This is a genomic window from Spirosoma litoris, assembly GCF_054776755.1.
The window spans coordinates 127,058-149,816 of record NZ_BAAHBI010000035.1 but is presented as its reverse complement, the minus strand read 5'-3'; the positions used below and the strand labels follow the sequence as shown (position 1 = coordinate 149,816).

General features: G+C 49.6%; 12 protein-coding genes. 2 read left to right on the top strand and 10 right to left on the bottom strand.

The window, feature by feature from the left end; all coding sequences use genetic code 11:
• Positions 1-139: 139 nt before the first annotated feature.
• Positions 140-1,072 (top strand): RraA family protein, encoded by a 933-nt coding sequence (locus ACYVGR_RS19880; RefSeq protein WP_460959867.1) that lies wholly within the window; start codon positions 140-142, stop codon positions 1,070-1,072.
• 93 nt (positions 1,073-1,165) lie between these two features.
• On the opposite strand, the gene ACYVGR_RS19875 is transcribed toward ACYVGR_RS19880, so the two are convergent.
• The 3 genes from ACYVGR_RS19875 to ACYVGR_RS19865 all read right to left on the bottom strand — a co-directional run bounded on the left by ACYVGR_RS19875 (position 1,166) and on the right by ACYVGR_RS19865 (position 4,782).
• Positions 1,166-3,286 (bottom strand): peptidylprolyl isomerase, encoded by a 2,121-nt coding sequence (locus ACYVGR_RS19875; protein ID WP_460959865.1) that lies wholly within the window; start codon positions 3,284-3,286, stop codon positions 1,166-1,168.
• 170 nt (positions 3,287-3,456) lie between these two features.
• Positions 3,457-4,005, bottom strand: a complete 549-nt coding sequence (locus tag ACYVGR_RS19870) for a sll1863 family stress response protein (protein ID WP_460959863.1) — start codon at positions 4,003-4,005, stop codon at positions 3,457-3,459.
• A gap of 189 nt (positions 4,006-4,194) precedes the next feature.
• On the bottom strand, positions 4,195-4,782 hold the full coding sequence (locus ACYVGR_RS19865) for a thioredoxin family protein (RefSeq protein WP_460960802.1): 588 nt from the start codon (positions 4,780-4,782) through the stop codon (positions 4,195-4,197).
• A 100-nt stretch (positions 4,783-4,882) separates the two neighbouring features.
• Here ACYVGR_RS19865 and ACYVGR_RS19860 point away from each other — a divergent pair, with 100 nt between their 5' ends.
• Positions 4,883-7,042: an ATP-binding protein gene (locus tag ACYVGR_RS19860; RefSeq protein WP_460959861.1), complete on the top strand. Its 2,160-nt coding sequence runs from the start codon at positions 4,883-4,885 to the stop codon at positions 7,040-7,042.
• A 132-nt stretch (positions 7,043-7,174) separates the two neighbouring features.
• On the opposite strand, the gene ACYVGR_RS19855 is transcribed toward ACYVGR_RS19860, so the two are convergent.
• From ACYVGR_RS19855 to ACYVGR_RS19825, 7 genes are all read right to left on the bottom strand, one after another.
• Positions 7,175-7,630: a hypothetical protein gene (locus tag ACYVGR_RS19855; RefSeq protein ID WP_460959859.1), complete on the bottom strand. Its 456-nt coding sequence runs from the start codon at positions 7,628-7,630 to the stop codon at positions 7,175-7,177.
• Positions 7,627-11,025, bottom strand: a complete 3,399-nt coding sequence (locus ACYVGR_RS19850) for a fibronectin type III domain-containing protein (RefSeq protein WP_460959857.1) — start codon at positions 11,023-11,025, stop codon at positions 7,627-7,629. The genes ACYVGR_RS19855 and ACYVGR_RS19850 overlap by 4 nt, the downstream gene beginning before the upstream one ends.
• 2 nt (positions 11,026-11,027) lie before the next feature.
• On the bottom strand, positions 11,028-13,154 hold the full coding sequence (locus tag ACYVGR_RS19845) for a hypothetical protein (protein WP_460959855.1): 2,127 nt from the start codon (positions 13,152-13,154) through the stop codon (positions 11,028-11,030).
• 28 nt (positions 13,155-13,182) lie between these two features.
• Positions 13,183-14,367: a hypothetical protein gene (locus tag ACYVGR_RS19840; RefSeq protein WP_460959853.1), complete on the bottom strand. Its 1,185-nt coding sequence runs from the start codon at positions 14,365-14,367 to the stop codon at positions 13,183-13,185.
• Positions 14,367-20,429, bottom strand: a complete 6,063-nt coding sequence (locus ACYVGR_RS19835; protein ID WP_460959851.1) for a hypothetical protein — start codon at positions 20,427-20,429, stop codon at positions 14,367-14,369. The genes ACYVGR_RS19840 and ACYVGR_RS19835 overlap by 1 nt, the downstream gene beginning before the upstream one ends.
• Positions 20,413-22,107, bottom strand: coding sequence for a hypothetical protein (locus ACYVGR_RS19830; RefSeq protein ID WP_460959849.1), 1,695 nt, complete (start codon positions 22,105-22,107; stop codon positions 20,413-20,415). The genes ACYVGR_RS19835 and ACYVGR_RS19830 overlap by 17 nt, the downstream gene beginning before the upstream one ends.
• Before the next feature lie 205 nt (positions 22,108-22,312).
• Positions 22,313-22,498 carry a hypothetical protein gene (locus ACYVGR_RS19825; RefSeq protein ID WP_460959847.1) on the bottom strand — a complete coding sequence of 62 codons (186 nt, stop codon included), beginning with the start codon at positions 22,496-22,498 and terminating at the stop codon, positions 22,313-22,315.
• Positions 22,499-22,759 lie beyond the last annotated feature (261 nt).

The following is a 22,759-nucleotide window of genomic DNA, read 5'->3' as shown; positions in this document are numbered from 1 at the left end:
ATTCCGACGTCAGGAGGAATCTCAAGCTTTGCTAATATGTGAGCTTAAGATTCCTCCTGACGTCGGAATGACAAAAAATAAACATATTGGTTAACCTACTAGAAAGCTCAAATTAGAGTCTGTTTAATTAACTACACGAATGAAATTCAATAGTGCATTTCTATTTTCTTTTATCACTGCATTTTATACCGCAGGCTCTTTATCCGCACAAACAATCCCTAAAGACGAATTGATCTTTTTAACCTCGGAGTGGAAAGGCGAGCGTTTCCCGGATGGGCGCCCTAAAGTTTCGGATAACTTAATCGAACGGGCTAAACACATTGGGATTGACGATGCCTGGACGGTTTTAAAAAACGAAGGCTACACCAATCAGTTTGAAGGCAACTGGAAACTCATTCACAATGATGTTGTGGTAACCGGACGAGCCGTAACGGCTATGTTCATGCCTAGTCGGCCCGATGTTGAGAAAACGATTAAAGAACGTGGTATTACCAAGCAAGGTCGAAAAGGCAATACGAATACCTGGCCGATAGAAACTCTGACTAAAGGCGATGTGTATGTAGCCGACGGTTTTGGTAAAATTGGTGGGGGAACCTTAGTCGGCGCGACTTTAGGTAACGCTATTTTCAGCAAAACGGGCAATGGAGTTATCTTCAATGGAGCGGCCAGAGACTTACAGGAACTCGAAAACATAAAAGGATTCAACGCTTTTGTTCGCGATTTTCATCCCTCCTTTCTCGAAGAGATGGTGCTAATGGGCCTTAACACGCCAATCCGCATCGGTAATGTGATGGTTCTCCCCGGCGATTTGGTGATTGCCCAACGAGAAGGCGTTCTTTTTGTACCTGCCCACATGGCCGAGCAAGTTGTCAGCACTGCCGAGTTTGTTGTCCGTAAAGATCAGTTTGGCTTTGAAACCGTCAAGTCGGGCAAATACACCACCGGTCAGATCGATAGTCAATGGACCGACGAAATCAAAACCGATTTCCTGAAATGGTTAGCGCAGCATCCAGAACTAGGCTCCATGACCCGCCCTGAACTGGATAAAGTAATGAGTAAGCGGACATGGTGATGCTGTAGCGCGGACATCTTGTCCGCGCTACTAAACAAAAAGGCTCCCTCTTTTCAGTGGGAGCCTTTTTTAATATCAATCAACTCTTACTTTCTAATAGAACTTCGCCCGGCGATCTTCTACTTTCGATGCGTCTTTGATAGCCTCATTGATATAGAAACCTACACGCGAGGTGTTGTTTTGCTGAAGCTGTGTTTTGTACATTGTGTAGTCAGCAATAGCTGGAGCAGGCGTCAGCGAGGCTGTTTCCATGATCAGAACACCGCTTTCGCCAGCGAAAGGTTTCGAACGTTTGCCAGGCTTCAGACCGAATGCTTTTCCTAAAGCAACAGGATCGACGCCCGCGCTACGCAGGAAGCCAGTAGCCAGGTTCACATCATCAGCCAGTTCAACCAGCGCACCTGAACCGTATTTTTGAGCAATGGCATCAAGGGTACCGCTTGGGTTGCCTAATTTGCTGATAATCTGCTCAGCTTTCAGTTCGTTACGAACTTTAGCCGTCAACTCAGCCCGGTAATCGTCAACTTCTACTTTGTCTTTATCCGTTTTGTTGGTCAATACGGCAATAACGTACTGATCACCAACTTCAAAAGGCTCTGAAACTGAATTCAGGTCGGTTTTATCATTGAAGGCCCACCGAACAATCTGACGAACTTCGGTGCCGGTCAATGCATTGATCTGAGCAGCTCCTTCTGGAATCCGATCAGCCGTAGCTACAACCAGCGATTTATCTTCTTTCACTTTGGCATCAAACTCTTCTTTGCTGTGAACCGTCGAGGCAAACTCATCGGCTTTGCGCAGCGCTTCATCACGCGTTGTTTGGCTTGGTGCAATCGTTTTACCGATAGCGGCTACACGGTAGAGCGTATTGGTTTTAGGCTGCGTTACCTTGATGATGTGATAACCAAATTCAGTCTCTACCAAGTGGGGAATCAAACCGGCACCCGTAGCGCCAAAAACAGCTGATTCAAATGGTTTCACCATCTGACCATTGTTTTTGAAATAACCAAGGTCGCCACCTGCCTGAGCAGAACCATCCTGGCTGTTCGCCTGTGCCAGTGCTTCAAAGCTAGCACCACCCTGAATTTGCTTCAGGATGCCCTCTGCCTTCCGACGAGCCTCTGCCTTAGCCGAATCGGCCAGGCCTTTGGTTTGGATCAGGATATGGCTGGCGCGAGCTGTATAGCTCGTGTCTTTCTTGCTACCACCGTATTTGTAGATAAAATAGGTGTTGTTTTCACGGAAGGGACCATAAATACCACCTGGTGTGAACGTTGGGATAGCCGCCCGGAGTTGTTCTGGCATTTCGCCTGCGGTCAGGTAAAGGGGAACCCGAACGTCGCTATTTTGCTGAGCAAAAGTCGAATCGTTCGAAGCTGCGCCTAATCCACGTGCCAGCGATTTGATTTCGTTGTACAACGTAGCACTATCTTCTTTAGACGGAGCAACTGAGAACGTTACGTACTGGATTGACCGGCTGTCGGTACCAGGATACTCGTCTTTGTGCTTATTAAGATAATCCTGCAACTGCGAATCCGTTACCTTAACCGTCGTATCGCTGATCGTGTAATACGGCACGAACAGGAACTTCACGTTCGCTTTCGAATTCTGTGCCTGATATTCTTTCTGCGCTTCAGCCGTAGTAGCAAAGATCGACATACGCATCAGGCCTTCGTATTTATCACGCAGACGGTTCGAGCTTAAGTTTTTCTCGAAACTAGCCCAAGCAATCTTTTGTTGAGCAGGCATCCTTTCAAAATCTTTGAGATATTTGACAATTGTACTTTTATCAAATACTCCAGTTTGAGGATCTGTGAATGCCTGTCGAACGGTAGGGCTGATATTATTACCCTGCACCATATCAATGAGTTCTTCTTTAGAAACCTGAAGGCCTAGCTTGTCGAACTCTTTCTGGTAGGCGATGTCGAACAACAGCTGATTCCAGGCTTGCTCCCGAACCTGACCCATTTCCTGATCGCCAGGAGCACGGCCCGTTTGTTGTTCGTATTGCGCCCGGAGTTCGTCCACTTTTGCATTGAACTCTTGATAATCAATGGATTGACCGGCAATTTCGCCGACTTTTTGTTGATCGCCACCGAACAGCAAGCTACGGCCGCCGAGCAAATCTCCACCCACAATGAACAGGATCAAACTGACGGCAATAACGCCTACAGCCAACCCCGAACGTTCTCTGATCTTATTAATGACAGACATTTCGCTTTTAACAGTCAATTTAGCCCGCAAAATAACAATTTTCCCTGTTCGAATACAAGTAGTAACTGTATATCTATCCCCAAAAGTGAGGAGTTGGCTCCACAACTTCTAAACAAAAACGGTGCCACCTCCTGAGAGAGATGGCACCGTTTTCCAAAAAGAGCCTAAACTTAGTTGTCTTTTTTCAATTTATCGCCCGCTTTATCAAAGGCTTCGCCTATGTCACGACCGGCGCTTTTGAAGCCTGCTTTTACGTCTTTCCAGGCATCGGCTGTCGCATTCTTAGCTTTATCGATGTCTCGATCTAAGTCTTTCCGCTCATCTTCCAGCTTCGCTTTCTGCCGTTCGGTTTCGGCTTTCGCTTTATCTTTTTGTTTGTCGGCCTTTGCCTTTAATTCATCAATTTTTTCATCCAGTTTTTCTTTCTGGATTTTCATTTTAGCAACCGCTTCGTCGCGTTCTCGCTTAAAATCAGCAGATATCTCTTCTGATTTGGCATCCGCCTTCTCACCCGCTTCTTTTAAATCGTCTTTCGCTTTTTCGGTCGCATCCTTAGTATCAGCAGCAATGGCATCGCCCGTTTTTTCGAGCGCATCTTCCGTGCGCGATTCTTTTTTACCATCGGAACCGCACGCTTGCAAGAGTGCCAACGAGGCTACCAACATTAGGGTACCGGCAACGTTCTTCAATCGGGTCAGTATTAATTGTGGCTTTTTCATAACGATTTGTGTGTAGTTTGATTTCTACCAACCCTCCTGACAAATGATGTGCCAGAACTTCATACATTGCCTTGCTCCCCTCTCCAGTTTGGGAGAGGGGTCGGGGGTGAGGGCAGTGGCCAACTGAGGAAATTCACCTCACCCCAACCCCTCTCCTACAACAGGAGAGGGGCTAACTTAACCGTCCCCTTATTTCCACTTAATGGCACACCCAATAGGCTTGGTGATGGGAGACTGTACAGGCCGACCGGCTAACAGGCTATTGACAGCCTCATCGACATACCGACGTTGAACGCTGGCTTCATCCTGTGGGCTGTCGTCGATGGTACCTACGTATTCCATGACGAACTGATTATTTGTTTGCTTGAGGACATACACCTGTGGTGTACGGGTGACTCCAAAAGCACGGGCCGTGGCTTGTGTTTCGTCGATGGTATAGGCATACGGAAAACTCTTTTCGCGAGCACGAACTTTCATATTTTCGAAGGAGTCTTCTTCGTAAGCCGTTGGATCATTCGGCATGATGGCTAGTACTGGGTAGCCCTGGGACGAAAATTTACGATCCAGCGCACTGACCCGATCTTCATAGGCTTTCGCAAATGGGCAGTGATTGCTCATAAACACGACGATCAGCCCTTTCTGAGAACGGTAGTCGGCTAACGAAATCATACGACCATCTATGTTTTTCAGGCGAAAATCGGCGACAACGTCTCCTAATGTATAGCCTTTCGGTTGAGCCTGTGCCGTTGATAAAGTCAGTGACACCAGCAAGGCCATTAAGGCAAAGCGAACTAGTTTATTTGTTTTCACCGGAGTGTTCTTTTTTGGTTAGACAACAAATACAGCATAAAGATTAGTTTACCCGTATTTTAGCCCAATGAATCGACTACTACTTGGGATAACTTTCGTGTTGCTTATAACCAATATCGCTGTTGGCCAGCTGGTACGCATATCCAACGAAAGTAATCTGGAGTTAGGCAGAGATAAGTGGCAATTTATGCCCGGCGATAATATGAAATGGGCTGATTCTGCCTTTAATGACAAGTCATGGAAAAAACGGTCTATTGAAACAGCAATCGAACTAAACGATACGACATGGTCAAAAAACAGGGCCTGGTTCCGACAATCGCTGTATCCCGGAAAAAGTCTTTCTCAGAAAGATCTTCGTCTTGTTGTCAAGCAATTTGGTTCTTCTGAAATTTACCTGGATGGTAAGCTATTCGCTACTCTCAAACCCGCCCGGTTTGATTCAGGCGGTTCTCAGCGACTTATTCGATTTATTCCCATTCACTTTGCCGATACAAATCGGCATGTTTTAGCCATTCGATACCAGTTTCGACGCGATCCAATTGTTCAGGCATCGACCGATATTTCTCCGTTAAGCATTCATTTTCAGGAATCCGATCAGGTGGGCATTTCGTTAGTGGATGAAACCCAATGGCCAGCGATACTCAATGGATGCTTTATAGGTTTATGTGGCGTATTGGCGCTACTCCATTTTCTATTTTACCGGGCTAATCGGAAGCAGCCAATTAACCGGACACTGGCCTGGGCTATGCTGTTTTTTGCCCTTTCGGCTGCCATGTCGGAGTTAAATGACTACGTCGGTACACTCACCTATGTTTCGTTGACCGATTTGCTGAGCGATGTAAGTCTTCATGCAGGTTTCATCCTGATTCTCACTGCGGTTTATCAGTATCTACACCTCCGCCGAAGCTGGATTTATTATGGTATTCTGTCCATAGTTTTTCTTGACCAGCTTTATCGAATAGGTATGGGTAGCCTCCTCAACGAATTCGGGTGGATTCCACTGGGTTTGGTCATTGTCGACTATATCCGTGTGAGTTGGCTCGGCCGCAAAATAAAGGATGCCGATGCCCGATTACCCTGGAATGCGCTGAAAGCATCTTTATATTGCTTTTTGCTCATCATTGTATTTGGCATTATTACCGGCATTTTCGAATCGCTTCGGAATAACGTCATAGAGTACATGATCGTCGTTTTCGTTCTACTCGTTGCCGGTGCCATCATCAGTATTCCCGTTGGTCTCTCGCTCTCCTTGGTACGCGATTACACCCGCACTTATAAGGCTTTGGGCGATAATCTCCGGGAAGTTGAACAACTTTCAGCCCGCACACTGGCTCAGGAACAGGAAAAGCAACACCTGCTGGCTCGCCAAAATGAGGTACTGGAAGAACAGGTACAGGAACGGACAGCCGAACTCCACCAATCGCTGGAAAATCTGAAGGCAACGCAGGAGCAGTTGGTTCAACGAGAAAAACTGGCGTCGCTGGGTGAATTGACGGCCGGGATCGCACATGAGATTCAGAACCCGCTCAATTTTGTGAACAACTTCGCCGAAGTGTCGGTGGAACTTGTGCAGGAGATTAATGAAGAACGGGCAAAGCCCGAAGGTGAACGCGATACTGAACTGGAAACCGATTTGTTAAGCGATCTTGGCCAGAATGTACAAAAAATCAGTGACCACGGCAAACGGGCCGCTAGTATCGTTCGGGGTATGCTTCAGCACAGCCGGGCCAGTTCGGGCCAGAAACAACCGACCAATCTGAACGCCCTCGTTGATGAATACCTGCGGTTGGCCTATCAGGGACTACGCGCAAAAGACAAAACCTTCAATGCCCATCTGAGCACTCATTTTGCGCCTGATTTGCCCAACATCAACATTGTACCCGAAGAGATTGGGCGTGTGCTTGTTAATCTGTTTAATAATGCCTTTTACGCTGTCCAACAGAAGAGTCAATCAACACCTGATTTTGTGCCGACGGTTTCCGTAAACACCTCACAGGAGTCTGATCGGCTTGTTATTCAGATTCGGGATAATGGTACGGGTATTCCCGACGACGTTCGCCAGAAAGTTTTCCAGCCCTTTTTCACGACTAAGCCCACCGGCCAGGGAACGGGCCTGGGCTTATCACTCAGCTACGACATTATTACAAAAGGGCATGGCGGCTCACTCAGCGTAGAAACCGAACCTGGAGAATTTACCGAATTTACGATAACGCTGCCGGTTGAGTGAAGAGAGTTAACCAGGCTACCAGTTTAGTATGACCCCATCGGGGTCAAATGCTTATAGTAACTAATTAGCCACTATAAATATCTGATCCCGACGGGATCACACATAAAGAAGTCATGAGAATTCTATAATAGCCTACTCCGGTACTAGTCCGTACTGATCAATCGTATTCCCCGTCTTCCGGCTTTCAGCAGTACGTTCCAGGCTTAACGACAGGCCATCGGGTTCGCTCAGAATATAATATTCAATGTTCCCCCCGGTATTGGTTGGCTTCGGGTTTAGATTCGACAGAATCAACCGTTTGTTATCGGTCGATACGGTCCAGTTGCCAACGGTCAACCGCCCATCAACATCCTTCAACCGCACGGTATCTGCCTTACTTAGATCGAGCCGAAAGTTCGTGTAGCCGGGTTTGATATTATTGGTTGCACCCAAGGTAAACACCAGCAGATCGGCTTCTTTCACCGTGTTGGCCTTCCAGACTTTGTTGATCAACGACGTAATGGGCGTAACCGTTTTGGGCTGACAGGCTGCCAGACTTCCAAGGATAACTGTAATCAACAGGTATATAACAGGCGTTTGCTTTTTCATGGCAGCAGAATACGTTTGGCAAGTTTGCGCCCATCGGCAACAATGTTGATGATATACAGACCCGTAGGTAGCGTGTCCAGATTATAATCCCAGCGATCGGCCGGGCGAACTTTTCGGTTGTCGGTCAATACCGTTCCTCCACTGGCCGTATGAAGCTGAATCGTCGTCTGGGCCGTTGTAAACCAGTTTGTAATGACGTGTAGGGTGCGCTGACTCACAAACAGTGTGGTATGGGTTTCCAGCTCATCTTCCACAGCAATGATCACTTCTTCAACCCGAGCCGTAGCTACGTTGGAATAGTCCGAACTACCTGCCGTATTTATGGCTTTAATCCGGTAATAATAGGTTGTGAATTCCTGCAAGCCCATATCCACATAGCTGGTCTGCGAAGCCGGGATTTGTTTAAGCTCAGAAAAAGGACCGTTGGAATTCGTGGCTCGTTCGATAACAATGGTAACCGCTTTAGCACTCACGGCGGCCCAGGTTAGTTTTATCTGATCATAATCAAACACCTGAGCAACTAAATTAGTCGGAGTTGCTGGTGGAGCTAGGGGCGTTGTGGCGCAGGCTGGGTCGGTATAAGCCGACGGGCCAGCCGCATTTTTCGCTCGTACCCGATAGCAGTACTGCGTATTGTCGGTCAGGTTCTTGTCTTCGTACGTAGTCGTATTGGCAGGTACATCCGTAATTTTGGTGAAGGTGCCTGTCGCGCTATTGCTTCGCTCGATCTCAAAACCACTCTCGTTGTTCGACAGATCGGCCCAGACCAGATTGATCTGGCTGGTCGATACGACAGTAGCGGTCAGTCGGGCGGGAGCGGCTGGCGGTACATCGGGTGTAGCCGCATCGGCGACGTTACTATTATTCCCCGTTCCGCTCACGTTAGTCGCCCGAATGCGGTAATAATAATGCTGATTCTGCGTCAGGCCGTTATCTGTATAGCCCGTTGCCGTACCCGTTACCGTCGTGACAGAAGTCCAATTATTAACACCGTCAGGGCTGCGTTCAATAACGATAGTGGCTGCGTTAGGGATCGCCGTCCAGCTTAGGCTAATCTGCGTTGTTGAAATAGCCGTGGCTTTCAGGTCCTGAGCAGCGGTAGGTGGGCCAACGGGCGTAGTTGCATCAACCACATTGGAGTTGCCCGACGGTCCGGCTGCGTTTACAGCCCGAACCCGATAATAGTAGCGCGTTTGGGGCGCAACTGTCTGATCGTTATACGTAGTCGTGTTGGCAGGCAGGTCGGTGAGCTTGGTAAACGTAGCCCCATCAGGCGATCGCTCCAGTACGAACCCACTTTCGTTGGTCGAGTTGTCGGCCCACTGCAAACTGATTTGATTGTAGGTCACCGACGTAATCGTCAGATTAGTTGGCGCTGTTGGAGGTACATCAGGCGTAGTGGCATCAGCTACGTTACTGTTATCCCCGGTTCCACTCGCATTAGTCGCCCGGATTCGGTAATAATAGTGCTGATTCGGCGTCAGACCGTTGTCGGTATAGCTCGTTGCCGTACCGGCCACCGTTGTGAGCGAATTCCAGTTACTTGCACCGTCTGGACTCCGTTCAATGACGATACTGGCCGCATTGGCGATAGCACTCCAGGTCAAACTGATTTGCGTAGTTGACGTGGCTGTGGCTTTCAAATCCTGAGCGGCAACCGGCGGACCAGCGGGTGTGGTTACGTCTGCTACATCGGATGGATTCGACGAACCGGCCGCATTGACTGCCTTAACCCGGTAATAATAATGCGTCTGTGGTTGTGCCGATTGATCTGTATAGGTCGTCTCGTTTACGCCCGCATCCGCAATTTTGCTCCAGTTGGTTCCATCCGTCGAGCGTTCGATCTGAAATCCAGCTTCATTGTTCGACAGATCAGCCCATTGCAAGCTAACCTGATTATAGGTAAAGGAAGTAATTGAGAGCCGGGCCGGATCGGCGGGTGGTACATCGGGCGTAATGGCATTGACAACACTTGAATAATCGCCTGGTACACCAGCACTGTTCACCGCCCGAACCCGATAGTAATAGCGCGTATTAGGTGTCCGTCCATTATCGGCAAAGGTAGTGGCTGTTGCTGGTGAGGGGCCAATCTGTTGCCAGCCATCGTTACCATTTGGGCTTCGTTCGAGCTGATAACCACTAGCTCCCGCTATCGCATCCCAACTCACATTAATCTGGGTGGTTGACGTAGCCACAGCCGCTACATTTTGTGGAACGCCTGCGGGAGGTGCGGGCGTTGTAGCACAGGCTGGCGGATCAGTATAACCGCTGGCACCAACGTCGTTGACGGCACGCACTCGATAGCAATATTGCGTACTCGCCTGAACGCTCTGATCGCTATACGTTTGCGTATTGGCTCCAACGTCAGCAAGTTTAGTATACGTCCCCGTTGAGCCATTTGTAGATCGCTCAATCTCAAATCGGGTTTCATTATTGCTCAGGTCAGCCCATTGTAGATCGATTCGGTTGTACGCCACGGCCTGAGCCTGCATTCGACCCGGAGCCGCCGGAGTGCTCTGGAGGGTTGTTTTGCAGACTATTGCCGAATACTCATGTCCACTTTCACCAATCCGATAACAGTATTCTGTGTTCGACTCCAGCCCCGTGTCAGTAAATTCGCCACTATCGGCCAGCCAGTCTTTGATCTTATCGAAATTACCCGCTTGCCCTTTGCGTCGTTCAATCGTAATACCCGATTCTTTACCGTAGGGTGTCCAGTTTAGCTTAATGGAACTACTGCTCAACGTGGTTGCGGTTAAGTTTTTGATATTGGTCGGTGTCAGTGGAATTGTCTGGCAAGCCGGTCCAGCATAGCCCGATGAGCCCCCAGTGTTCACCGCCTGAACTCGATAACAGTATTGCTGGCCGCCCTGCACCCCATTGTCTGTTAAACCGGGCGACCGGCTGTAGGAAACGGTCTGGTACAGACTATACGCCCCACCTTGTACAGACCGCTCAACCCGATAAGTGGATGCCGTCCCACCCGAGCCATTGCTCCAGCTAAGAACCACGCTGCCATTCTGCAACGTTGCCGTAAAGCCGGTCGGTACTCCCGGTGGTTCGGGAGGTGTGGTAATGGTGAATTCGTTGGAGTAACCCGAAGCGGCTCCCGTCGCGAAAACGGCTCGTACCCGGTAGGTTCCTCCGCCGGTTGTATTGTCGGTATAGGTTGTCACATTAGCGCCAACTTCACCGATTTTTGTATAACTGGCGAAGTTGTTTCGTTCGATTTCGAACTTAGTTTCGTTCGTCGAATTGTCTTTCCAGGTGAGCACGACCCGGTTGTACGCGGGTGCCGTTCCCGACAGATTCGTTGGGGCGTTGGACTGCGCGAACAGATAAGTTGACGCCAGCAGCAGCAAGCTCGGTAGTAGAAAACGTATGCGTGATTTCATGGCTATTTGACGTCAATTTTTACCCGATTCGAGAGGCCCGATTCGCGCCCATCCTGATAAATTACTTTAACAGCGTACTCGTATTGCCCTTTCTGAATGGCTCGATCCGTAAAAGTCAGTTCACGGTTCACGGCATCGTACGAGCGTAAGATCCTGGCCTCGTTGGACCGATAAATGACAAAACGAGCGTACTGATCGGGGTGCTTCCAGTTTAGAACAACGGTCTTGCCATCGGGACTTACCTGCCCGCTGAGCTGCTTAGCCGGACGAGGCACCATCTGTAACGTACTCGTATTGAGCGGGAATGATTCGACCGACCGTAACCCAGCCGAATCAATCGCCACAAGCATATAGCTATATTGGGTATTCGGTTTCACCTGCTGATCTACGTAGCTATTCTGTTTCGGCGTCAGTTTGCCTAGCTCATGCCAGTTTTCGGTACTGGCACCACGCCGGTACAAAACCTGCTCCCGAACGTCTTCGCTGATGCTGGCTACCCATCGCAGGGCAATAGCGGTGTCGCTGGCTACATAATCACTAATAACCGGACTGGTCGGTGCTACCTTATCGGGACGAGCCAATTCCAGCATATCGGATGGTGGACTTGGGTTGTAGTTTTTGTCGTAGGCAACAACGCGGTAATACAGCTTCCTGGTCAATGTGGCTAGTGTGGTGCGGTCTTCGAACACACTGGTTGGCAGATAGCTGCTGGTGCGATTAGTGAACACATGGTCGGCCTGATTCGCCATCAGAACGGCATAGCCCAGTATATCCGGCTCGGTGTTTGGGTCCCAAACAATCCGCACGAAGCCTGTTGTGTCAATATAGCCCTGCAAATTTTTGGGTTTTGCCGGCCCCGTCACATCCTTGAAGGTGCAGTAAGCGGCCATCGACGGGTTCGAATTTTTCGCCGTGTCGAGGGCAATTACCTTGTAAAATGTTTTCTCGTAAGGGTTCGCCGTTTCATCGACATATTCACGAACCGCTTTGCCCAACACCTGCTTCGTTAGCGGACTCAGTGGCTTGTTTTCGTCGCTTCCCCGCGCAATGATGTACCCAGCAAAATCGGAGGATAGGCTGGGCTGCTCCCAGGTAATACGGACTTTACTCCCCCCAAGGTGTTTCGCCTGCACGTTTCGAGCGCCAACGGGTGGCGTTAAGTCGACACCCTGTGCGGTTATAACGGGCGATGGAATACTTCGCTCAGCAAAGGGCGAGATGCCCACCACGCGGTACTGGTATTTCACGTAATTCTGTTTTAGCGAATCGACGTAGCTATACAATGCCTGTTCCGACTGAATAGGCGCCTGCGTGTAAGGCAGTCGATTCACGCGTCGAAACGTCCGTCCGCCATCCTGCGACCGTTCAATATAATAGGCCGAGAATAGCTCGTCAGTCACCTGCCGGTCCCAAATGAGTTTGATGGCGCGGTCTTTTTGCTCTGCCCGAACAACTGGCATCGGTGGACGAGTGTAGGGCCCTACATTGCTCACCAGTACCTTCTGCTCGTCAACCGACAATAGTTTACCATCGTAACGGGGTGTCAGGTAATAAAAATACTGGACACCTTTTTTAACGGCCCGGTCGATATAGCCCAGTCCCATCCCTTCGGCATGGCGCACGTTTTCGTCGGCCAGCATCAGCAGAAACATCAGTTGAAAATCGTCCCGGCTTTTCTGCTGCACCAGTTTATCGAGCGTCACAGGGTCGTTGGCCGACTGGAGTACACTGCTTTTTCCGTAAATCAACTGGGCACAGGCAGCCGCCAGGCTATCGGTACGCGAAACACGTTGTTTCCATTCGTTGAGGGTCCAGACTTTCACATCTTTCTGAAAATCGACCTGTAGCCGTCCATTGGCCCCCAGGCTCCGACGCGTTAAGATATATCCGCCACTGCGGTTGATTTCACGATAGAGTATAATGTTATGAGGAGCCCATCGAACTACAACGGAATCGCCAAAGGCTCGACCGATCATGGATAGTTCGAAATGAGTATCATTGCTGGACGTGGATGTTTGAGTAGCAGGCCGAGTAGCCGCTGGCGAAGTTGGGCCTGGTGTACGTTGGGCCATCAGACTCGTGCCCAACATACCCATGAACAGGACAAGAAGCGTGACAAATACTTTCATGATCAGGTTTTTGAAAAGAGTCGAGCCGTTAATGAATAGGAGTTGGAGGAGCCGGTGTGCCCGATGATTGACCATTACCCGATGTGTTCCCCGATGACGAATTAGGTTGAACAAGAATGACTCCGTTGCTGCTGCCAGGAACTGTTACCACCCCTACCCCCGAAAAATCATTGCTAACGGATTTGGCCAGATTCAGGGCGTAAGGCGATGGAAAGGGTGGGATACCACTTTTCAGGGCGTACTCATCAACGTAGCGATCGCCGGTGCCGTCGTTAGACGTCACATCGGAAGCCAGCGTAGCGCCTGGTAATTGTTTGAGATAAAAACCAATAACAGAACCCGGTTTGGTTAACTGCCAGTAACTGCCGCCTTTAATCTGCGTGAATGTCTTGAAGAGCGCATTTACCTGTGCGCTATTCGGTACTGTGCCCGTTGGAGTGCCCGAATTACTAAGGCCAGAAACGGCCTGAGAGACGGCCTGGCTTACAGCGCCCAAACTCTCGTTTTTCTTGACTTCGCTCAGAACCAGCGCAACACAGTCTTTGGCCGTATCCCGAATCCGGTCTTGCCCTCGGCTCGGATCGCTACCCTGCGGAGCCATATAAGTCATATTCGGATTGTATTGCGTAATAGAGGCTTCTCCCGAGGCCGTTGCCGCATTGCTTAATCGCCCCTGAAAGAAATAGACTCGGTAGTCATCGTTCATCGAGAAGAAATCATCTGTATAAAAATCCAGATTTAACGAGGTGGTGATACTCTTCATAAATTTTTCCCGACCAGCCTGGCTCATGCTTTTAGGCTGCCCCGTTTGTGTGCCAACCGCCATGTGGTATTCATAGGTCAAGCCATTGGCCATGGTCAGCAGTTTATCGATCAGCGCCTTACGCTGTGGGTAAGCGACATTGAGCGTACTGAGCATGACATCGATATTGTCTTCCAGCCGTTCGACGTAGGCTTTGTACACGGGCGCGTTCAAAAACATCATGCCGTATTTGCCGGGCGTGTTTACAAATGCCTGTCCGCTCAAAGCCGTTGACATCGTTTTTTGGCTCACATCATCCATGGTGATTGCAGTATTGGCAACCTTCGTCATATCCTGCTGGCTCATCTTTAGGCTGTATTGAGCCAAGCCTGTTGATGGCTGTACCAGGCTCATCATCAGCGAAAGTAGCCCGGCAACGACGTAAACCTGGAGTCGATTTTTCGTTTTCATCAGTTCTGTACAATGCCTTTCAGGCTATTTTTTGAGATGGGTTTCTGAGCGTTATCGAAGCCTCCCTGATTAAACAGTACCACCTGCCGCATCAACTGCTCATAATCGACAGTAGCCGCCGTGGTATTGGCCGTCGTTTTGAACAAAATATTGCCATCACTCATTTGGTAGCTCGATAACCCATTGATCAAATTGACCATTGGTTTCACGAAGTCGGCAAACCAGGGATTCGTGGTATCCAGCACTTTTTGAAGCACCAGCGGAGGCAATGCCTTACCGTTAGGCAGTTTCTTCCAAAGCAACTCGTAGCTGTCAAAACCTTCGGGATTTTGAACCGGAATGGTATAAGCTTCGATGTTATCCGTCCGAACGGTTTTCTGTTCAGCCGTCAGGAACGGACTGGCTTTCAGCTTTTCGGCCAGTGTGTTATACTGGCTGGTCTGGAAATAGTAGGTATAAACGGGTTGTTCCAACTGCGTTTTTACATCAACCTCCTCGTCGCTTTTGCCCTTACCTAGCTTGATGTCCGTCATCGCTCCAACCGATTGCCCGGTCACTTTCGCACCAATGGCATTCCCCTGATTGCTATTCACTTTTTGTACAGTCTGATCGACGTAGGCCGCATTATAAGCCTGTGCCAATCCATTCACAGTTGATACTTTACTGCCCAATACACCTGTTCCTGGTCCTAATCCTGGTTTAGACGAAGCCGTAACATCGCTGCCAAAACCAAATTCGGCTTTCTGCCCACCTAAATACTTGTCTTCCAGATCTTTACGGATTTTACCTTTCTGCTGGGCAATAATTTTCTTCTGTTCGGCCACCAGCGCGTCGGTGGGTTCGCGGAAGATTTCGATGCGGTATAAGGTTTTCTTTTGCAGGAACGTAAGCGGAATGCCAAAGCGCAATAGCTTCCCATCGAACTTGGCATTACTGTTCGTCCAGACGCTGCTGGGGTCTTTTTTGTCGAACTTATTTCCTTTCAGCGCGGTATAGCGCACACTGAGCTTGTAGTATTTATCGCTATCAATCTTGTCGAGACAGCAGCCGAAATTACTGGCCAGTTCAACATAGCCGGAAATACCACCGTCGCTAATCGTGTAATACCGTTGCCCTTCGAATGGATAGGAGTACGCAACCGACGGTACCGCCCCATCCTGACTCAGTGAACTGACACACTCGCCCGTTGTGAAGGTGTACGATTTAGTGTCTGAAACCAGTTGGCTCTTGTAATAATAGGGGTCGTATTTATTCGTACCCGTGTTCAACAGATTGACCCCTACGGTCAGCGAGACGTTAAACTTGGCATTGGGTGGCAGCGTAGCATCGCGGAAGAACGTTACATTGAAGTTGCCACCGCCGTCAGGGTCATTACCGAACCGCAGCCGACCGCTGTTGTCCAGAGAACACGCAGGATTTGTGCTACTTGCCTGCAACTGAGTGGTTACAAACGGATTGGTAGGTGTACCACTCGTAAAATCCAACCGGAACGTTCGGAAAGTCGAAATAGGCTGTTTCGATTCAGGATCAACATCATTGATTTGAATCAATGTCCGAACAGGATAGCTGAATTCGGCATAGTAAGGCGCGATAACCGATACATTCTTGCTGTTGTTTTCGGGGGTCATGCCCGCAATGATGGGCAGATCGGCAAACGGATTGGGTTGTTCGAAAGCCGGTTTACACTGCTCATCTTTGTTATACCACATCTCGAAGGTAGTGCTGCCCTTGATACGGCCACCCAATGCCCGATAGCGTAATAGAATGCTACCATGTATCCAGATCGGATTTACCATACCCCCTTCGAGCAGGGCAGCAGCCTGTACTTTGAGCAATTCCAGATAACCCGAATAAATCCAGATGTCGATGTTGATACCGAGCGTCAGCGCCAGGTCGGCGTACATCTGACCGTTGGCATACCAGCCATTAAAGCCCGGTATTTGTCCACCGCTACAGGGAGCCGTTATTTTTTGCAGCGCCAGATCGAAGCCGAACGCGGCATGAAATTTGGCTTCAAAAGGCCCAAATGTAAACTTGTCGTCAGTAATAAAACCTGATCCGAAAGCCAGCGCATCGGTCCCGGCCAACTGCCCGCCTTTGTAGCCCAGCGCAGCCAGATCAGCCGCCGACATACCCCAGGGTGGTGGCGGTAATACCGTAACCCCATCGGGTTTCAGGTTGTGATACATCACAAAATACGACCCAAACGTGAGCGCCCCTAACCCCTTCACACTGATGGCCAGCTTTACTCGCTCCGAACTGGCAAAACAGTCATCGGCATTACCGCAGGGCGTTGCATCGGGCAGACCAATGAAGAAGTACCAGTCGCCGGGTTTCTCTTTACTATAATCCTGCTTTTGATCAGGATTACCCAGGGATGGCGGAAATGAGACGTGTAAGCCCATATCGCCACTTCCAGTCACGCTCAATGCACTGGTTACAGCAGGTTGATAGTGCAGCTTGAGCCCAAACTTGCTATCGAAATAGCCCTTGTCGAAATTGACATCGATAAAGCCTACGCCTGTTGCCAGTGCCTTATCGCGTTCGGGACCGAATAGAGCCGCATCCAGATCTAATCGCAAATCGCTCAAATGGAAACCGTTATCGGTACTCACGGTTGCCGCCATTACCCCGTTCATATCGAGCAGGTCTTTAGTCTGCACCGTTACCTCTACGGCTACTTCAAACCCGTCGTGTTTCTGGCTCGGGGTAAACTTAACCGGCGCTCCTACCTTTGGCTTACCCTTTTCATCAGTCTGGGTTTCCTTGATCATATTGTGGAAGGCACCCCCACCAAAAGCAGCCAGCGTTAGTGGCGTGCCTGGAATGGGAACGGGCGCCGGTAGATCAGCTTTTCCCCCCACCTGCCAGTATCGGAATCCGTTGACCCGCCCAAAATAGCCCCCTAGCGAAAAGCCCGCGCCTAATACTTTAACGTTCAGATCCCCCTTGAAACCAGTACCATAGGGAGCCTCATTATCGAAAAAGTCTGCCGTACCGTCGATTCGCATAAAGCTCAGATTCCCGTGAATACCCACCGAATCGACGCCTATTTTATCGAGACCCCAGTCGGGCCGCTTGTTAGCCCCGAATCCAATTTTAAACCGAACGTAGGGCCTAATAGCCGCATTGATATTCCCTTCCATCAGCGTTATGTCGCCCGTAAATTTGAAATCGTATTTGCCAGGCTGCCCCTTTGTCTTATCCAGACTAACGCTCTTAATTGTCACCGGAAAGCCTTCGTCATCGGCAGCCGCCAGCAGTGATTTCTGAGGTGACGCGAACGAGGAATTGATGGAGCCGGAGGTGAAATAGCTGGTTCCATCGGGAGGGGAACTTTGCAGTTTCATGCCCATAATGGTCATACCCGGCGACACGATTTTGGCATCCACGCTTAGTTTGGCATTGAGCGTAACTGAAGCATTGAAAGCCCCATCTTTATTGCCTTGATTGCCAACCTTAATTTCAGTACCGTCGAGCACGGATAGTTTAGCCGCCCATAAGGCAACACTAGACTCCTCTTTCGGGGGAACAATCAGGAACTGGTAGGTTAGCGCGCCGTTGGCTTTGTCGTCTTTTGAAAGCGTACAGGTATAGGGCCAGATCGACGATTTTTCCATTTTCTTCTCGTCGGTGTATTTAAAGATGGGCATCACAACCCGCCCGGCCAGTCGCGCATTCTTAAACTGACTCATCAGCAGGTTAAGCTTCAACGTATCGGCTGAGCAATACCAGCCATCCAGCGATCCGTCGCCCAGCGAGATAACGGGTGTGGCCATAAAGGCTCCCGTAAAGCCATTGTCATCGCAGATCAGGTTTTCGACGGACACGGTTGACGGATTGCCCTGATTGAGCGACTTCAATACGGTTGTGGTCACTTTCAACTTGGGGAAAAACAAACCTGTCCATTCGGCTCCCGGTTTCTGGCCAGCCTGCGGATAATCGTTCGGTAACTTGGCCGTGTATTCATCTGGCAACTCCGACTGATCGTAAATACCGGGCTTGCCATCCATCGAAAAGATGAAATCGCGGGAGAGTTTATCGACGTAAAAGTCAGGGAATTCGACCGTGGCAGTCCAGTCGTTCAGATCGGCCTTGGGCGAGTCATAAACCACTGTCATTGCCAGTTCTTTGTCTTTATTTTTGCCGTTGGCTTCTTTCAGGCCGGGTGGTTTCAGATCGGCGACAATGTGAAACGTTTTGAAATCCCAGTTGTTGAGATTCACGTTCGTAATCTTCTTGAAATCAAGATTATCGGCCGACTTTTTATTGACGTCTGTTGTCGCTCCTTTCAGCGTCAATAAAGTAGATACGGGCATATCCAGTCCCAGATACAGCGTCATGTCGCCACAGATTGGCTTGTCAGGACTCATGCACACCTTCGTGGCACTCAGCGGAACACCCCCGAACTGTGCGCTGGCGACTTTGAACCAGGTCACGGCGTCGAAATACGCCTGAGCAGGCTCAAATACCACATTGGTGACCGCCACATCTACGTGAGCCGTGTATACGCCCAAAGGCATTTCCCAGCCAATGCTGTTCTTCGAATTCGTAATGCTTTCTTTTACCTGATCCCGGATGGCATCCAGTTTTTTACTGATCGCACCAACATCGGCCGGTTTCAGGTCAAGCGCGCTGAAATCGGGCTTGTCGTAGCCGGGTAACAGACTGGCGTTCTGTTGCAGCAGTCCACGAATTTTACCCGCAATAACTTGCCCACCCGAATTGCATTGCACCTTACTGAGCGACACCCGAAGCTTAATGTACCCTCCACCCACGTACGGAAGCTGCACAGTGCCTGTACCGCTAATTTTCTGTTCACCATCTAGCTGTACACCCGCCAGATCGACCGTAAAACCAGCGACGGTCAATTGCTTCTTGCTGACGGCCGTCTGATTATCGGCTACACTTCCGGTTGTGTTCGAAGGAGGAGTTTTACAGTTACAGTTGGTAATTTTTTGTTCGTAGGGCGTCGATGGAGCCGGTATTTTGTCGGCTATGGCCGTTGCGCCTGCTGGTGGGGTATCCTGTGCATCCAGGCCGGGAATCGGCAAGATGACCGTCGGCTTCTGAACCAGTTCGAATCCTGGCTTCTTGGCCACCGCAGGCAATCCGGTTCCATAGGTGAACGAACAGACGGGGCTCTTACCATCATTCTGGAAATTCAGTTTACCTGAACGATCAATGGCCTGCACACGCCAGGCGTATCGCTTGCCAACCTGCAAAGGGGGCTGGGTCGGGCCATACAAAAATGTGCTCGTCCGTAAATTCCGAACCTCGACACCCGATTTGGGTAACGCAACCGCGTCGATAAATACGTTGGGGTCTACATTCGTTTGGGGCAACTCGACAACCCGCAAGGTGTATTCAACCGATGCGGGCGACACGCCTGCGGGCGGTGTCCAGGTAAACACAACGGCTTGCGGAGTTGTAGCCGTTACTTCCGCATCGCAAAGGGGCGAAATCAGAATGGGCGGCTCTACCGATTTCACAACAATGGGCGCCGAACAACCCAACGGGAATTCGGAGGAAAGCGCCTGGCCAAACGCCACAGCAGCGGTATTGGTAGCGGTTTCGTTAAAGGCCCGGATGCAAAGCTGGTACGTACCATCGGGCAGCGGAAAGCCACGGGCCAACAGGTTTTTGTCGATACCCGTTACCTCCACCTGATTCAGATCGAACAGACCTTCCAGGTCATTCCGGGTCAGTAACGTCTGGCCGGGCGGTATCGTTACAGGGCGGGGTGGGCGGTAACTAGGCGCGGTTCGAATTTCAATCCCATTATCGCCCGTTAACTGACCCGTTAACCGAACCTGGTATGTTGTACGGCTGGTGTTGATAATGAACACCCGCACCTGCTGCCCAGCCCCCGGATAATCCTGCAAATAAGCGCTGTAAGGAGGCATAACGCTCACCTGAACTTGTAAGGGAAAGGTCTGCGAGAACGCAGGGTTAACCGCAAAGGCCGCTAAGAAAACCGCAAAGAACGCTACGATTCTTTGCGCTCTTTGCGTAACACGCTGCGCCCTTTGCGGTTTTCTGGATTTAAAAAGAGATTCCATAGCCGAGATTACCTCTGAGTTCGTTAAAAGCCTGTTCCTGAATACCTGTATTCGAATTCAAATAGTTGAGCGATACGGTTATGGTTTGCCGTTTGGCCACCTGATAGCCTCCGTTAGCCGAAATTGTCATGACCTTCCCCGTTACACCCGACTGCTGATTGACCAGATAGCTGGCATTGGCCGATGTCGTTAGTTTCTTATCAAAAAAGGATTGCGTGGCACCCAGCGTCGGTCCGAAGAAGCGAACGGTCCGGTTGGTATCGCCAATAGAAATTGGTAGCTGTGTCTGAGTGTAGGACAGCATCCCGTTGAAGCCCCAGCCAGTAGTTGTTTGCTGATAGAAATAGCCCAGGTTCAGGTTGATGTTGTTGTTTTCCGTCTGGCTGGCGGTGCTTGCATTCAGATCGCTCAGTTTCTGGTAGGTTGTTGTCAAGGTAAACACCTGCATAACATCTTCTTTTTGAAGCGTGTAGCGCGTGTTTACGGTAGCCGACAAGTTATTCTGGGCTAGTTTCAGCGTGTCGATAATGGGCCGAAGTCCGGCCTGCTGGCTAATGCCGTAATTGGATAATTGTACATCAATACCAAATTTGGTTGCCGGGTTATACGATGCGGTCAATGATCCAATGCTGCGGCCTGTACGGGCGTTTTTGTTACTGGCCAGGTTATCGTACTGAACCCCGTAACTACCCGAAAGCCGTAGTTTGCCTTCCATGAGCGTGAGATTGGGCTCAATGGCGTAGCTTTCAATATCGCTCTGGAAATAATAAGCGCCCATCGTCTGGAAATTGGGATCGATGCGCTTGTACTGAAGTTTGATACCTGCCATCTGGCCTTTATAGCCAATAGATGCCTGCGTGGCCTGCGTGAGTTGGGTAGCGAGTCGGGACGTAATCAGTTTGCCGAATAAGCGTACTACCGGATTACTCCCCTCTGTTTGCACTACTGTACTCCGAACATCACGCGTGTAGGCGCTTACAGCTCCATCCAGTTCAACCGTGATGTGTTTCAGGATTAACAATCGGGTTGTCAGGCCAACGACCAGGTTTTCGGCGGGTGTAACGGTTTGGGTAACAGACTGTGGTTGCGAACTAATCGAAGCGGGGTCATCTTTAGCCCGGAGCATGATCAGGTCAACGTAATTGCCGGGTTTTCCGTAGCCCACTTTCACAGCATAACCTGTGCGCTGGTAAGCCGGAATAATATCGGGTTCGGCGATATTGGTGGAGATCGCCTTGTTGAACCGGCCATAAACGGCCCCCAGCCGAAGCATACCAGGATTTAACTCGACACCACCACCCAGAAACGTATGGCCTGCCAACGTGAATGGGGAGAAAGATACGTTTCGGTAGCCCGCATGAACAGTGGCCCATTTATAGGTTGGCGAGACACCAAACTGATTGAAAGGTTGCCGAAAGCTGCTGCCCTGATTTCCCAGCACAGCCGAAAATGGAAGGGAGATTCCACCCGGTAAGGCTACGGTTACAGAACCGCTTATCCCAAAAGGTGAAGTCTGGTTGCGGGCTTCGATACCAGTCGCCGTATAAAAGCCTGCGTAAGCATTTAGGCCACCAGATACCTTTACAGGCACCGATTTACTACTGGGCGAATCGGTCTGAGCCCACACTGGGCAACTCAGCCAAAACCCGAAAAGTAGAAGTAGTAGAGTTGAGCGCATTCTTTGACACAGATTTTACTCGAATATCTTGTATCAAAACTACTTAGCACTCGTGCGTGCATCAATCGGATAAATGTATGATAGGGGAACTACGCGAATACACAAATCATACACAACTCACTACTAATCAATATATTACTAAAAGAATAAAATTAACTCAGGATTGAATTAATACGTAGTTTTACCCAATACGGCGCGGTAGCTACTAGACAATCGCCGACCAGATAGTTCGCACGGTCAGGGCAAACAGAGAGAAACCAATGCCAAAAACAACAGACCATGTTGTAATCCGAATAAGCTGATTAGCTAAACGAGGACTAATTTTTGGGAGCGAGAACGAGAAGAAGAAAGCCGACAGAGGCAGTTGCAATGAGTACTTTTTGACAGACACGGTTAGTTCGCTTTTGAATTAAAGTTACAAGTTAGATGCGATCATATAGAAAAAGTCACAAACGATTTTCATGAATGTGATCAATAGATATACGTAGAGTATAAATACTTAGATTCAATAAGTAATTACGCAGAATTAAAATAGATAAATTTTGTATGACCCCTTCAGGGTCACATGTTTATAGAAAGGCCCTATTTACTATAAACATGTGACCCTGAAGGGACGGTCGGCCGCTGCCGTCATATTATGAAGCTGCATAAG

Coding starts and splice junctions, on each gene's coding strand:
- ACYVGR_RS19860 (WP_460959861.1), top strand. CDS start 4,883: ATGAATCGACTACTACTTGGGATAACTTTCGTGTTGCTTATAACCAAT.
- ACYVGR_RS19855 (WP_460959859.1), bottom strand. CDS start 7,630: ATGAAAAAGCAAACGCCTGTTATATACCTGTTGATTACAGTTATCCTT.
- ACYVGR_RS19870 (WP_460959863.1), bottom strand. CDS start 4,005: ATGAAAAAGCCACAATTAATACTGACCCGATTGAAGAACGTTGCCGGT.
- ACYVGR_RS19850 (WP_460959857.1), bottom strand. CDS start 11,025: ATGAAATCACGCATACGTTTTCTACTACCGAGCTTGCTGCTGCTGGCG.
- ACYVGR_RS19880 (WP_460959867.1), top strand. CDS start 140: ATGAAATTCAATAGTGCATTTCTATTTTCTTTTATCACTGCATTTTAT.
- ACYVGR_RS19875 (WP_460959865.1), bottom strand. CDS start 3,286: ATGTCTGTCATTAATAAGATCAGAGAACGTTCGGGGTTGGCTGTAGGC.
- ACYVGR_RS19865 (WP_460960802.1), bottom strand. CDS start 4,782: ATGGCCTTGCTGGTGTCACTGACTTTATCAACGGCACAGGCTCAACCG.
- ACYVGR_RS19845 (WP_460959855.1), bottom strand. CDS start 13,154: ATGAAAGTATTTGTCACGCTTCTTGTCCTGTTCATGGGTATGTTGGGC.
- ACYVGR_RS19835 (WP_460959851.1), bottom strand. CDS start 20,429: ATGGAATCTCTTTTTAAATCCAGAAAACCGCAAAGGGCGCAGCGTGTT.
- ACYVGR_RS19840 (WP_460959853.1), bottom strand. CDS start 14,367: ATGAAAACGAAAAATCGACTCCAGGTTTACGTCGTTGCCGGGCTACTT.
- ACYVGR_RS19830 (WP_460959849.1), bottom strand. CDS start 22,107: ATGCGCTCAACTCTACTACTTCTACTTTTCGGGTTTTGGCTGAGTTGC.